The sequence below is a fragment of the Anaerospora hongkongensis genome (genome assembly GCF_004339805.1).
GTDB lineage: Bacteria > Bacillota > Negativicutes > Sporomusales > DSM-15969 > Anaerospora > Anaerospora hongkongensis.
Genome location: NZ_SLUI01000015.1, coordinates 1 through 14,033, shown reverse-complemented (window position 1 = coordinate 14,033; position 14,033 = coordinate 1). Strand labels below are relative to the sequence as shown.

The window sequence follows — 14,033 nt, the reverse complement described above, 5'->3', positions numbered from 1 at the left end:
TATTTTTTTTTGGAGGTTACTGAATGAGTGATAATGATACTACTGTAAATGGTAATTATGGTGCTCAGCAGATACAAGTTCTGGAGGGCCTGGAAGCCGTTCGCAAGCGGCCGGGTATGTACATAGGCAGTACATCTTCCCGGGGACTTCACCATTTGGTTTATGAGGTTGTTGATAATAGTATTGATGAAGCCCTGGCGGGATATTGCGATAAAGTAAATGTAATTATCCACAAAGATAATAGTATTACGGTCATTGATAACGGGCGCGGCATTCCGGTAGGGATGCATGAAACCGGCAAACCAGCGCTTGAAGTTGTATTAACAATTCTTCATGCCGGTGGAAAGTTTGGCGGCGAAGGTTATAAAGTATCCGGCGGCCTGCATGGCGTAGGTGTTTCTGTTGTTAATGCACTCAGCGAGTGGCTGGAAGCGGAAGTAAAGCACAATGGCAAGATTTATCATATGCGGTTTGAAAGAGGCATTACGGTTAAGCAGCTCGAGGAGATCGGAGTAACCGGTAGTAATGAAACAGGTACAAAAATAACCTTTAAACCGGATGCTGAAATCTTTGAGGAAACGGTTTATCATTATGAAACCTTAAAAAACCGGATTCGCGAACTGGCCTTTTTAAATAAAGGGGTCTTTATCAGTTTAACAGACGAACGTGACAGCGTTCAGGAAGAATTTCATTATGAAGGCGGCATTATCTCTTTTGTCGAATATTTAAATGAATCAAAAGAAGCTGTTCATGCCAAACTAATCTATTTATCAGGTTCAAAAGATACGACGGTTGCTGAAGTCGCCCTCCAATATAATGATGGCTACAGTGAAAATGTCTATTCCTTCGTAAATAATATTAACACCCAGGAAGGCGGGACTCATTTAAGCGGCTTTAAAACAGCCGTAACCCGTGCCATTAATGATTTTGGAAGAAAGTACAACGTCATTAAGGAAAATGATGAGAATCTAAGCGGCGATGACGTGCGGGAAGGTCTGACTGCTGTCATCAGTGTTAAACTCCGGGAACCGCAGTTTGAAGGACAGACTAAGACAAAACTGGGCAATAGTGAAGTGCGGGGGATTGTTGATACAATTGTTTCAGAAGGGCTCAGTGAATTTTTTGAAGAGAACCCTGCTGTTACGAAAAAAATAATTGAAAAAGCGGTTATGGCTTCCCGTGCCCGTGAGGCCGCCCGTAAAGCAAGGGAATTGACCCGGCGCAAAAATGCCCTTGAAATTAGCTCTTTGCCAGGCAAACTGGCTGACTGTTCCGTAAAGGATCCTGAGCAGGCCGAAATTTATCTGGTCGAAGGCGACAGTGCCGGCGGCAGTGCCAAGCAAGGTCGGGATCGTCGTTTTCAGGCGATTTTACCGCTGCGCGGCAAAATCTTAAATGTAGAAAAAGCCCGTCTTGATAAAATCCTCAATAATGAGGAAATCAGGGCAATGGTAACTGCCTTTGGCAGCGGTATCGGTGAAGATTTCGATCTCGATAAAGGCCGGTATTGGAAAATTATCATTATGACAGATGCCGACGTAGATGGTGCTCATATTCGGACATTATTACTGACCTTCTTCTACCGGTATATGCAGCCGCTAATTACAGCAGGACGCGTATATATCGCGCAGCCACCGCTTTATTTAGTTAAAAAAGGCCGTGAAAGCTGGTATTTATACAGTGATTCCGAACTGGATCAACTGCTGGGCCGGATTGGCAGAGATAATGTAAATGTACAGCGCTACAAAGGCCTGGGAGAAATGAATCCCGAACAGTTATGGGAGACGACAATGAATCCTGAAGCCCGTACAATTCTGCGGGTTGAGCTTGAAGAAGCAGTGGAGGCGGATAAAATCTTCTCCACGCTGATGGGTGATAAAGTTGAGCCCCGTCGCCGCTTTATTGAAGATCATGCCAAAGAAGTCCGTAATCTGGATATTTAATACTACAGCTATGATGGCACCATTATGGTGCCATTATTTTTATTGCAAGTAAAAATTACCAATGCCGGCAGCAATTGTTTCTGCCAGCTTTCTTTGATAATCGGCGGATTGTAATAATTTGCGCTCGTCTGGATTGGAAATATAACCAATTTCAATCAGAGCGGCCGGTATTTTGCTGCGCCTGAGGACAAAGTAATCGCCAGGATTGGCAGTGGCAGGAGTAGGTGTAATGGAATGCAGCTCCGTAAGAATGGCATTGGCCAGTACCTTACCTGATTCCGATTTAGCATAATAAAATGCTTCGGCTCCGTGCCGCTTGGTATTTCCCGCTACATTGGCATGTATACTGATAAAAAGATCGGCATCCGACTCGCCGGCTAACTCGACACGGGCTGCCAGGTCCCGGTGATATCGTCCCCGGACCTTGTCGTTATCGCATTCTGTACTTAATTCAACATCGGCTTCACGGGATAAAACCACTTTTGCGCCCTGCTGATTTAGTATCGTTTTCAACTGTAAAGCTACAGCTAAATTAATATCTTTTTCCATTACACCTGAGCGGCTTGCTCCCGTATCAATTCCGCCATGACCGGCATCAATAATGATAACTTTATCGGTAAGAGCAGGTTTTGCTTCTTGTGCTGCTAAAGTAAGGGTGAAAAGAATCAAGGGGAGCAATAAAAAACTGAAATAACGCTTACCCACGTAAACAATTTGCATATATTTCACCTCGCATAGGCTAATTATATGCAGAGCAGGCAGTGAAAAGCAGTGATTTCGGTGAGTCTCAATTGGCTATAAGTAAAAAATAGCGCTATACTGGACAAAGAGAGTATTTGGAGGCCGTTATTTTGGAGCAATTTTTGATGGTTATAGTTGAATCTATTGAACAATGGGGTTATGCAGCTATTCTTATCGGCATGGCTTTGGAGAGCGCCTGCATTCCGGTTCCCAGTGAAATTATCTTTGGTTTTGCCGGTTATATGGTCTATCTGGGAAAACTAGATTTTATGACTGCAGTATTAGCCGGTGTTGCGGGTGGTTTAATCGGTTCGGTTATGGCTTACTCTGCCGGATTTTTTGGCGGACAACCCTTTATTTCCGCTTATGGAAAATATCTGTTATTATCACAAGAGCATGTAAAGTTTGCTCAAAAGTGGTTTGATCGCTATGGGATAAGAGCGGTGTTTTTTAGCCGCCTGCTGCCGGTTGTGAGAACCTTTATTTCATTACCGGCGGGTTTTGCTAAGGTCAACTTTCATCAATTTGTCATTTATACTGTTTTAGGGTCTATTCCATGGACAGTAGCTTTACTTTATGCCGGACAATTACTTGGGGAAAAGTGGCAGCTGATCAATACAATTGGCCATAAAGCAGGGATTTTAGTGATTGTTTTCCTTGTTGGTATTGCTCTTTATTTCTATTGGAGAAGGCAGGGACAGACCTCGTCTTAAAGTTTGGCGGTACTGGCAATTTTTTAGAAAGGGTGAGCAGCGGTGATATATGACTGATATAAAGCAAAATAATCCTGCCGGTAGTTTTTTACAGGGAACACTAATATTGACGATAGCCGGTATGGTTGTTAAAATAATTGGCTCTTTAAATTGGATTATTCTTTCCCGTGTGCTGGGTGGTGAAGGCATTGGGTTGTATCAAATGGCCTTTCCCATTTATTTATTAGCTTTAAGCTTATCTTCAGCCGGGATTCCGGTGGCTATCTCCATTATTACTGCTGAAAAAATTGCCCTACAGGATTATCGCGGGGCTAACCGTGTATTCACTGTATCACTGGGATTATTGACTGTGTCCGGTTTCGTATTAAGTATCCTGGTTTATTTTGGTGCAGGCTGGCTGATTGAAGAAGGGATCATCCGGGATGGACGGGCCTATCCGGCTATACTTGCTCTAGCACCGGCTATTTTTCTTGTGACGTTATTATCAAGTTTTCGCGGATATTTACAGGGCTGGCAGATGATGACGCCAACTGCGGTATCACAAATTGTGGAACAGCTGTTTCGGGTTGGGACAATGCTGGTATTTGCTGCCTTGCTGCTGCCACAGGGAATTGAATATGCAGCCGGCGGCGCCAGCTTAGGAGCGGGTTTTGGCGCTGCCGCCGGACTGGCTGTACTGATTTACTATTATTTTCGCTTGCAGCGCAAGCTGCGAAAGGCAGACCAGCGGCAGGCCATAACGGCTGAAAGCAGCACCAGCCTGATTCGCCGCATGCTGTATTTGGCCTTGCCTGTTTCCCTATCGAGCCTTATGCTGCCACTGGTATCGAATCTTGATCTATTTATTGTTCCGCTTCGTCTCGAAGAAGCCGGTTATACAGTAGAACAGGCAACAGAGCATTTTGGCTACTTAACCGGGATGGCGATACCGCTGGTTAATCTTGCCACACTCATAACAGCAGCTTTATCGACAGCGTTGGTGCCTGCTATGGCTACAGCGGGTTCGTCAGGAAATGAGCAGCTGGCAAGACAAAAAATAGGATCAGCCATCAGGCTGACAAACCTGGTAACCATTCCGGCGGCAGTTGGGCTCGCAATACTGGCTACACCGGTAGCGGCAGCTGTCTATCATGCGCCGCAGGCAGGGGCTGTAGTACAGGTTGTAGCAGCTGGGGTTTATATGCTGGGCATTCACCAAGTAACAACCGGTATCCTCCAGGGGATGGGACATACTGCGCTGCCATTGATTAATATGGGCATTGCCGCGGTAGTAAAAGTAATTTTGAACTGGCAGCTGGTTGCGCTGCCATCTTTCGGCATTTTAGGTGCAGGCTGGGCCACAAATGCCGATTTTGGTGTGGCTGCGCTGCTTAATCTCATTTTCGTCTACCGATACAGTCGTTTTTCTATTTCCTTAAGGGGGATGCTAAAAATCTTAGCGGCTACTGTAGTCATGGGGGTTGTCCTCTTTATTGTAAATGAACTAGTAATCGGACAGATGAGCGCGCTGCTGGCAATTCTGGTTGATATCCTTGTCGCTGTCGTTGTTTATGGAATTCTCCTGTTACTGCTGGGTGAGCTGACTGAGCAGGATATAATGCGGATACCGGTCATTGGCAGGTGGTTGGTACAATTGCTGTCCTTGTGCGGTCTCTGCAAAAAAACAGTCTAACAGTAAAAATCTATAAAATCCCGTAACGTATAGAATTCGGCGGAAAGCAAAACCTTAATAGAAGGAAGAATGAATACGTTACTGGGAGAGCTACATGAAACTAATTATTGGCATTGTTTTTACGGCGAGCTTTTTTTCAATCTTGAATTCCGGAATGGTAAATGTAGCATTACCGACAATTATGAATGAATTTGGTGTGGATTTTCAGTATTCTACCTGGCTGTATTCCGGATATATGCTGCCTTATGCAGTAGCAATGCCTATTTTTGGACGACTTGGGGATATCTACGGACAAAAGAACATTTTTTTAATAGGTGTTGTCATTTTTACGATCGGCTCTTTACTGTGTTCAATAGCAGGGGGATTCTGGCTGCTGCTAGCTTTTCGCGCCGTACAGGCAATCGGAGCGGCAGCAATTATGCCGAATGCAATGGTACTCATTACCAGTCCGTTTGATGTTGCCACACGGGCTAAAGTATTAGGCTGGTGGGGGATGGTTTCCTCAACCGGGTCGTTAATTGGTCCGACACTGGGAGGCGTATTAACTGAGCATGTGGGCTGGCATAGCATATTTTACGTTAATGTGCCGTTTGCTATCGCTGTAATTTTATTGGGAAACAAATTTATTCCCATGATAGCAACAGTTGAAAAAAAGCCGGAATTCGATAAGCTTGGCGCAGTGTTCCTCGTTGTATCCATGGTTGCGCTTATGCTGTCGATAACGTTAATGAAAGAGATCAGCCTGTACCTGAAGGAAATCCTATTGCTCTTTACGATATTTGTTGTTTTTATCGGCTTGTTCATCTGGTGGGAGCGGAAGCAAAAATATCCGCTTGTATCCATTACGTTATTTCGCAATATCCCCTTTTCGGCCACAATCATGACAAGCTTTATTCAGAGCATGGCAATGTTTGGCGGATTACTGCTGATACCGATGTATTTGCAGAAGGTTCACGATTTCTCGCCTACCTATTCAGGGATCCTTATTCTTCCTATGTCAGTAGCCATGATGGTCATGGCGCCGCTAATGGGCAATATCTCAACCGAAAGAAAAAGGCAGAAGTATGCTTTTACAGGCATGATCGTATTAGTAGCGGGCTTGGGTATTTTTTCTACATTAAAATTTGAGAGCCGGTATTTAGTATTGGCAGCTGCCCTGCTGACTACAGGTATTGGCCTTGGTATATCAGGAACGCCGCTGTCAACCAGTGTGGCCAATCTGGTGTCCCGGGAACAAATGGGCGTAGCTTCCGGTATTTTTAATATGATGCGTTTTTTAGGTGGAGTAGTTGGTTCCACGATCTTTGGGGTATACTTGCAAAATAGAATCAGCTATCACACTCAGGGCAGTGATTTGGCTGTGCCAGGTATGCTGCAGACAGTCATGACCGAAGCGTTTCATGACGTATATATTCTGGCAATGATTTTTGCTAGCTTCGGCGTAATAACTGCGTTGGGCATGCGGTATAGAGAAAGAGATACCGTTAACGCCGGAAGGGAATAATGATGTCACTTTTTTGCAAGGGTAGTAGAGGCTGCCGGCGGGCCCAATTACGTCTAAGCCACATAAAGAAAAGATTATGCAATAAATGGAGAAGGCCTTACTCTTTCAACCGGACACGGGAATACAGCGTCTATCACGATTCCCTTGACGGTACGCGGGAAGAAGTATCAGTTGTACGTCCGATCAGGCTGGAGGAGAAAGAAGAGCCGATTAGTGGTTGAATTTTACATAGTAATAATTTATAATTAAAAATAAAATTTCACTATGTAAAATTAAGGTGATAATTATGAACAAAGAGCTATTGAATAACAGTATTGTTAAAGCAATAACCATCATAAATTGTTTTTCAAATGAAAAACCCCGGCTGCGGTTAAAAGATATCAGTAGTTTAACGGGAATTAACCAGCCCACTGCTTACCGTCTTCTTACGACAATGAAAGAATTTAATCTCATTGAGCAAAATGACAGCATTTACTCTTTGGGCAGAGCTTTCCTTAAATACCAGGGAATCGTCATTAATTCCATGACAATCAGGCAGGTTTGCCTGCCATTTATTGAAGAGCTGTCAACTAATTTAAAAGTTAATGTTAATCTTGCCGTTCTTGATGAAAATGAAGTAGTCTATGTTGCTCGTGCTGAGACTCCTTATTGCATGTATGGGTACTTTCATATTGGGATGAGAAGGCCGCTTCATTGTACGGCATTAGGAAAGGTCTTAATCAGCAGGCAGCCCGAAAAAGTTCAGGATATTTTCAAACGTGGTGTTCGCCGTTATACTCTGAATACGATTACGAGCGCTGCCGAATATGAAAAAGAGCTTGAGAAGGTCAGGCTGCAAGGCTACGCACTGGATCTTGAAGAATGGGCAAATGGCGTAAATTGCATAGCAGTGCCTGTATACGGTCCGACAGAGGAGATTGTGGCTGGAATTAGTATATCCGGGCCAACAAGTCACCATAGTGTAGCAGATCTTACGGAAATGATTCCGTTTTTATTGGAGTGCGCTAATCGTTTATCAACGCGATTAGGTTCCAGCAATGGTGCGATTTAAAGTGAAAATATAAGATGTAAATAAATAAGGGACTGGACCTTTAATAGGTCTAGTCCTTTTTTTTGCAATTAAATCAGAATAATCTTAATAAAATAAATTTTATAAAATTAAAGGAATATTTCAAAAATTAAAGAATAATATCTATATTATAAAATTAAATTTCAATATATGAAATAAAAGGAGGATGATGCTTTGAAAACAACTACAGGCCAAAAGAGTGGATTTAAGCCTTATGGCATAATTCCGGCAGTGATTACGCCTCTGAATAAAGAGGGAAAGTTTAATGAAAAGGCTATGCGGAAGCTAATTAATTATTTAATTGACGGTGGTAGTCATGGACTATTTGTTGTAGGCACTACTGGTGAGTTTTATGGACTTTCTGCCGAAGAAAAGCGGGAAATTTTTCAGGTTACAATGGATGAAACGAAAGGGAGGGTACCGGTTTATGCAGGAACGAACGGTATTACTACCCGTGAAAGTATCAAGCTCACGCAAGTGGCTCAAGCATGTGGTGTCGATGCCGTATCTGTATTAACGCCGATGTTTATAACACCAAGCCAGGATCAGTTAATTGAGCATTTTAAAAGTATTGCGGCCAGTACTTCCCTGCCGATTGTGCTTTATAATAATCCTCCCAAGACCGGAGTTAATCTGACTGCGCCTACAGTAGCCAAACTGGCGGAGGTTTCGAATATCGTCAGTATTAAAGACTCTAGTGGAGATTTAACATTAACAGCTGAATATATTCGTTTAACCAAAGAGCGGGATGATTTTTCCGTACTTGTCGGACGGGATACGCTTATCTATGGAGCACTTTGCTATGGTGCAGCAGGCTCTATTGCTTCTTGCGGTAATGTCGCACCTAGGCTGTGTGCGGATATTTATGACAAATATATGGCTGGTGACCTTAAGGGAGCTCTTGAAGCTCAGCTTACTTTAGCGCCGCTGCGTCTTGCTTTTACAATCGGCACTTTTCCGGCCGTTATTAAAGAAGCACTTGAACAGTTAGGGATTGAAGCAGGACCTTGCATGGATCCGGTAGGACCAATGACGAAAGAGGAGCGTGATAAGGTTCGTCAAGTTTTGCTAGAGATGGGATTATTGAAATAGGAATGTTTCCCATTAAGGGAAGGGCAATTGTCGTTTATAAATAAAAATAAAGAAAGGATAAAAGTGGAGTGGTCATTAACCATTCCATAAGGTGATTTACATGGATAATAAAAATTTGGCTGTAACGAATTCTGCTATTTCCATGGAGAAAAAGACAAACGTCCGCTGGATCGTCGTCGCCGTATTATTCTTTATTACCGTGATTAATTACGCTGATCGTGCCACTATTTCCATTGCTGGTCCGGCAATTGCCAAAGAATTGAAAATGGACCCTATAGCAATGGGTTATATTTTTTCTGCTTTTGGGTGGGCCTATGTTATTTGCCAATTGCCGGGTGGTTGGTTATTAGATAAGTTCGGTTCCAAAAAAGTGTACGCTTTTAGTATCTTTCTATGGTCAGTTTTTACATTATTCCAGGGGTTTGTTGGATTCTTAACGGGAGCTACAGCTATTATAACGTTATTTTGTTTACGGTTTCTGGTAGGCGCTGCCGAGGCCCCTTCTTTCCCGGCTAATAGCCGGATTGTTGCTGCCTGGTTTCCCGCTTCGGAGCGCGGTACTGCATCAGCGATTTTCAACTCAGCCCAATATGCTGCTACCGTAATCTTTGCACCGATTATGGGCTGGCTTGTCCATAATTTTGGCTGGCATTATGTTTTTACTGTTATGGGTGTATTGGGGATTCTTTTCGTACTGGTTTGGCAGAAGTACATTCATAACCCTAAAGAACATCCTATGATTAATGAGGCTGAAGTACAGTATATTGAGCAAGGCGGAGCCTTAGTCAATATGGATCAGGATAACAAAGCAGGCGGTAAGCAGGAAGGACCTAACTTGCACTATATTAAAGAACTGCTCCGCAATCGCATGATGGTAGGTATTTATGTTGCCCAATATTGTATCAATGCGCTTACCTATTTTTTTATTACCTGGTTTCCTGTTTATCTCGTACAGGCAAGAGGTATGACTATTCTCAAAGCAGGCTTTGCTGCATCCGTTCCGGCTATATTCGGCTTTGTCGGTGGCGTTTTAGGTGGAGTTATTTCTGATTACCTGCTAAAAAAGGGTTATTCCTTATCAGTTGCCAGAAAGGTACCTATTGTGCTGGGCATGCTGCTATCCATGAGCATGATCATTTGTAACTATGTAGATACACAGTGGGTTATTGTAGCAATAATGGCGATGTCTTTTTTTGGCAAGGGAATAGGCGCTCTGGGCTGGGCGGTTAATTCTGATACCGCACCAAAGCAAATTGCAGGCTTGAGCGGCGGCTTATTAAACACTTGTGGTAACTTATCCAGTATTACCACGCCAATTGCCATTGGCTACATTGTTGGAACAACAGGCTCTTTTAACGGAGCATTGATTTATGTCGGTATTCATGCTTTCCTGGCAATGGCGAGTTATCTGTTTATTGTGGGAGAGATTAAGCGGGTTGAGCTTAAATAATGACAAGCTAAGGAGGTTCCGGCATATGTGTAAACAGGAAGTCAGTCTTCAATCAGGTACACCGGTTATTGTCCAAATGCAAGTTATTCCCGTAGCAGGACATGACAGTATGTTATTTAACCTGTGTGGTGCTCATGCTCCCTATTTCACCCGTAATATTGTCATTTTGAAAGATAATTCCGGACGTACCGGTGTTGGCGAAGTACCGGGAGGGGAAGGGATAAGGCAGACGCTGGAAAAGGCGCAGGACTTAGTTATCGGCCAATCAATAGGCCTGTATAACAACATTTTAAATACGATTAGGAAGCAACTATTAAGCCCCGCTACAACCGGTCCGCAGGCTACTGTGCATAAAGTAACGTCAGCAGCGGAAGCAGCAGTCTTAAAACAACCTCATGAAATTAACTTGCGTACTGATAATGTCCTTACCGCAATTGAGGCAGCCCTGCTGGATCTCTTAGGCCAGTTTTTGGGAGTACCTGTTGCGGCCCTGCTTGGCAGCGGTCAGCAGCGTGATGCCGTAAGAATGCTGGGGTATCTATTCTATATCGGCGACAGGAGAAAAACTAATCTATCGTATCTCCATAACCTTGCTGCCAAAGATGCGTGGCTGCGTCTGCGTCACGAAGAAGCCGTTACGCCTAAAGCCATTGTCCGTCTTGCCGAAGCGGCAAGTGAACGGTACGGTTTTAAGGACTTTAAGCTGAAAGGAGGAGTGATGAATGGTATTGAAGAGATGGAAGCGGTTACTGCACTTGCCAATCGTTTTCCTGATGCTCGCATTACCATTGACCCTAATGGTGCCTGGTCATTGGAAGAAGCAATTAAACTATGCCGCAACCAGGGCCATGTTTTGGCTTATGCTGAAGATCCCTGCGGTCCGGAGAATGGCTACTCAGGCCGCGAAATTATGGCAGAATTCCGGAGGGCAACAGGAATACCAACTGCAACTAACATGATTGCAACAGATTGGCGTCAATTAGGTCATTCTGTGAACCTCCATTCGGTAGATATTCCTCTGGCTGATCCACATTTCTGGACAATGCAGGGATCGGTACGGGTAGCTCAGCTGTGCCACGAATGGGGATTAACCTGGGGGTCCCACTCTAATAATCATTTTGATATCTCCCTTGCTATGTTTACGCACGCGGCTGCTGCTGCTCCAGGAAATATAACCGCTATTGACACCCATTGGATTTGGCAGGAGGACCAGGAGCGACTAACAAAAGAACCCTTTAAAATTGTTGACGGCATGGTAGAAGTACCAAACAAACCAGGGCTTGGAGTAGAAATCGATATGGACCAAATTGAAAAGGCCCATCAACTGTACAATAAGGTTGGAACAGGTGCCCGTGATGACGCCATGGCCATGCAGTACTTGCTGCCGGGCTGGAAATATGACTGTAAAGCTCCATGCTTTGTTCGTTAAGAAGGAGGAGAGTAAATGAACCGGACAAATACGGTGAGTACACCAATTATTACTGAATTGCTGGTTATTCCTGTTGCAGGATATGATAGTATGCTGCTTAATCTTAGTGGTGCCCATAGCCCCTTCTTTACCCGGAATATTGTCATTATGAAAGATAATTCCGGTCATACCGGTGTTGGCGAAGTCCCTGGCGGCGAAAAAATTCGCCAAACGCTGGAAGATGCAAAGCCATTGGTTATTGGTCAAAGTATCGGTATGTATAATAATATTCTCAATACAGTAAGGCAGCGTTTTGCTGACCGGGACTCGGGCGGACGGGGCCTGCAAACTTTCGATTTACGGATTACCATTCATGCTGTAACAGCCTTGGAAGCTGCTTTGCTGGATTTGTTAGGACAATTCTTAGGAGTGCCGGTAGCTGCATTGCTTGGTACAGGGCAGCAGCGTAAAGAAGTAGAAATGCTGGGATATCTGTTTTATGTAGGAGATCGCCAAAAAACAGATCTGCCTTATTTGAGTGCTCCCGATGCTAAGGATGGCTGGCTGCGCCTGCGTCACGAAGAGGCGCTAACGCCTCAGGAAATTGTGCAGCTTGCAGAAGCAGCCCACGACCGTTACGGTTTTAATGATTTTAAGCTGAAAGGCGGCGTATTAAGCGGCGAGGAGGAAATAGCAGCCGTTACGGCTTTAGCCAAGCGTTTCCCCAATGCCCGAATTACCATTGATCCCAATGGTGCCTGGTCACTGGAAGAGGCTATCAGGCTTTGCCGCAATCAACATCACGTTCTGGCTTATGCAGAAGATCCCTGCGGTGCAGAGAATGGCTACTCAGGAAGAGAAGTGATGGCTGAGTTTAGACGGGCAACGGGTCTTCCTACAGCTACTAATATGATTGCTACTGACTGGCGCCAGATGGGGCACACCATTCAGCTTCATTCGGTAGATATTCCCTTGGCTGATCCTCACTTCTGGACAATGCAGGGCTCGGTGCGTGTTGCTCAAATGTGTCACGAATGGGGTTTAACGTGGGGATCTCATTCTAACAATCACTTTGATATTTCTTTGGCAATGTTTACTCACGTTGGGGCAGCGGCACCAGGAAAAATTGCAGCCTTAGATACTCACTGGATATGGCAGGAAGGTCAGGAACGCCTGACGAAAGAGCCTTTTAAAATTATTGGCGGCATGGTGGCTGTTCCTGATAAACCGGGTCTAGGTGTGGAAATTGATATGGACCAAGTGGAGAAAGCCCATCAGGTTTATCAAAAAATGGGCCTAGGTTCCCGCAATGATGCCATAGCCATGCAGTACTTAATTCCCAATTGGCAATTTAATAACAAACAACCCTGCCTGGTGCGTTAGTCCAAGCCGTGCAACAGACCAGCAATTAGATTTCAGTTATACAAATAATAATCAAGGAGTATAGAACAATGAAAATTGGATTTATTGGATTAGGAATTATGGGCAAGCCGATGAGCAAAAACTTGCTGAAGGCGGGTTATGAGCTGACTGTTATGGACCGCAACCAAGAGGCGGTAGGCGAATTGGTTACCGCTGGTGCAGTAAGCGCTGCCACTCCCAAAGACGTTGCAGCTCAGTCTGATATTGTTATTACAATGCTGCCCAACTCTCCTCATGTAAAAGAAGTCGTGTTGGGGGCAAGTGGCATTATCGAAGGTGCTAAGCAAGGGACCATAGTAATCGATATGAGTTCTATTGCACCACTGGTCAGCCGGGAAGTGGGAGCACAGTTAGCTGAAAAAGGTGTTGCTTTTTTAGATGCACCGGTAAGCGGTGGTGAGCCCAAGGCCATAGATGGTACTCTATCGGTTATGGTAGGCGGAAATCAGGCGATATTTGACAAATGTTATCCAGTAATGAAGGCTATGGCCGGTTCGGTAGTGCTTACCGGTGATATCGGGGCAGGTAATGTTACCAAATTAGCCAATCAAATAATTGTAGCTATCAATATTGCGGCGATGTCGGAGGCGCTAGTGCTGGCCAGTAAAGCAGGAGTAGAACCGGAGCTGGTATATAAGGCCATCCGGGGTGGCTTAGCCGGCAGTACCGTGCTGGAGGCTAAAGCGCCCTTGGTAATGGATCGTAAATTTGATCCTGGTTTCCGCATTAATCTGCATATTAAGGATTTAAATAATGTACTGGAGACTTCCCATGAAATGGGAGTACCCTTGCCCTTAACGGCGGCAGTTATGGAAATGATGCAGGCATTGCGAGTGGATGGTATGGGCGATGCTGATCATGGCAGCCTCATCCGCTATTACGAAAAGCTGGCTCACGTAGAAGTAAAAAGATAAAATAGTAATAAAAAAGGGGCTGTCGCACTAAGATAGTTCTGAAAACAAAAAAATGGCACCGGCAGTAGCCGGGAGCCATTTTTTTGTTGTAAAATCAAGTTTGTC

The 14,033-nt window shown here is 44.4% G+C and carries 11 protein-coding genes; 10 read left to right on the top strand and 1 reads right to left on the bottom strand.

What is annotated here, in order from left to right; all coding sequences use genetic code 11:
• The first annotated feature begins 23 nt into the window (after positions 1 to 23).
• A complete protein-coding gene (gene gyrB, locus EV210_RS18430) occupies positions 24 to 1,943 on the top strand; it encodes a DNA topoisomerase (ATP-hydrolyzing) subunit B (RefSeq protein ID WP_132082840.1) in 1,920 nt (639 codons plus the stop codon).
• Between the two features lie 39 nt (positions 1,944 to 1,982).
• On the opposite strand, the gene EV210_RS18425 is transcribed toward gyrB, so the two are convergent.
• Positions 1,983 to 2,663, bottom strand: coding sequence for an N-acetylmuramoyl-L-alanine amidase family protein (locus EV210_RS18425; RefSeq protein WP_132082839.1), 681 nt, complete (start codon positions 2,661 to 2,663; stop codon positions 1,983 to 1,985).
• 131 nt (positions 2,664 to 2,794) lie between these two features.
• On the opposite strand from EV210_RS18425, the gene EV210_RS18420 reads away from it, so the two are divergent.
• The 9 genes from EV210_RS18420 to garR all read left to right on the top strand — a co-directional run bounded on the left by EV210_RS18420 (position 2,795) and on the right by garR (position 13,928).
• Entirely contained in the window at positions 2,795 to 3,397 is a 603-nt protein-coding gene (locus tag EV210_RS18420) for a DedA family protein (RefSeq protein ID WP_424218170.1), read from the top strand.
• A 49-nt stretch (positions 3,398 to 3,446) separates the two neighbouring features.
• Positions 3,447 to 5,069 carry a putative polysaccharide biosynthesis protein gene (locus tag EV210_RS18415; protein WP_132082838.1) on the top strand — a complete coding sequence of 541 codons (1,623 nt, stop codon included), beginning with the start codon at positions 3,447 to 3,449 and terminating at the stop codon, positions 5,067 to 5,069.
• 94 nt (positions 5,070 to 5,163) lie between these two features.
• Positions 5,164 to 6,573, top strand: coding sequence for an MFS transporter (locus EV210_RS18410; RefSeq protein WP_132082837.1), 1,410 nt, complete (start codon positions 5,164 to 5,166; stop codon positions 6,571 to 6,573).
• A gap of 286 nt (positions 6,574 to 6,859) precedes the next feature.
• Complete coding sequence (locus tag EV210_RS18405) at positions 6,860 to 7,624, top strand: IclR family transcriptional regulator (RefSeq protein WP_243650632.1); 765 nt, start codon at positions 6,860 to 6,862, stop codon at positions 7,622 to 7,624.
• A 192-nt stretch (positions 7,625 to 7,816) separates the two neighbouring features.
• A complete protein-coding gene (gene dapA, locus EV210_RS18400) occupies positions 7,817 to 8,734 on the top strand; it encodes a 4-hydroxy-tetrahydrodipicolinate synthase (RefSeq protein WP_132082836.1) in 918 nt (305 codons plus the stop codon).
• Between the two features lie 100 nt (positions 8,735 to 8,834).
• Complete coding sequence (locus tag EV210_RS18395; protein WP_132082835.1) at positions 8,835 to 10,184, top strand: MFS transporter; 1,350 nt, start codon at positions 8,835 to 8,837, stop codon at positions 10,182 to 10,184.
• Between the two features lie 25 nt (positions 10,185 to 10,209).
• A complete protein-coding gene (locus EV210_RS18390; RefSeq protein ID WP_132082834.1) occupies positions 10,210 to 11,613 on the top strand; it encodes an enolase C-terminal domain-like protein in 1,404 nt (467 codons plus the stop codon).
• 15 nt (positions 11,614 to 11,628) lie between these two features.
• Positions 11,629 to 12,975 (top strand): glucarate dehydratase, encoded by a 1,347-nt coding sequence (gene gudD / locus EV210_RS18385; RefSeq protein ID WP_132082833.1) that lies wholly within the window; start codon positions 11,629 to 11,631, stop codon positions 12,973 to 12,975.
• Positions 12,976 to 13,025: 50 nt separating this feature from the next.
• Positions 13,026 to 13,928 carry a 2-hydroxy-3-oxopropionate reductase gene (gene garR, locus EV210_RS18380; protein ID WP_279388515.1) on the top strand — a complete coding sequence of 301 codons (903 nt, stop codon included), beginning with the start codon at positions 13,026 to 13,028 and terminating at the stop codon, positions 13,926 to 13,928.
• Positions 13,929 to 14,033: the final 105 nt, after the last annotated feature.

Excerpts from the sequence above, each read along its gene's own strand:
- gyrB (WP_132082840.1), top strand. The coding sequence starts at position 24 with ATGAGTGATAATGATACTACTGTAAATGGTAATTATGGTGCTCAGCAG.
- EV210_RS18425 (WP_132082839.1), bottom strand. The coding sequence starts at position 2,663 with ATGCAAATTGTTTACGTGGGTAAGCGTTATTTCAGTTTTTTATTGCTC.
- EV210_RS18415 (WP_132082838.1), top strand. The coding sequence starts at position 3,447 with ATGACTGATATAAAGCAAAATAATCCTGCCGGTAGTTTTTTACAGGGA.
- EV210_RS18410 (WP_132082837.1), top strand. The coding sequence starts at position 5,164 with ATGAAACTAATTATTGGCATTGTTTTTACGGCGAGCTTTTTTTCAATC.
- EV210_RS18405 (WP_243650632.1), top strand. The coding sequence starts at position 6,860 with ATGAACAAAGAGCTATTGAATAACAGTATTGTTAAAGCAATAACCATC.
- EV210_RS18395 (WP_132082835.1), top strand. The coding sequence starts at position 8,835 with ATGGATAATAAAAATTTGGCTGTAACGAATTCTGCTATTTCCATGGAG.
- EV210_RS18390 (WP_132082834.1), top strand. The coding sequence starts at position 10,210 with ATGTGTAAACAGGAAGTCAGTCTTCAATCAGGTACACCGGTTATTGTC.
- gudD (WP_132082833.1), top strand. The coding sequence starts at position 11,629 with ATGAACCGGACAAATACGGTGAGTACACCAATTATTACTGAATTGCTG.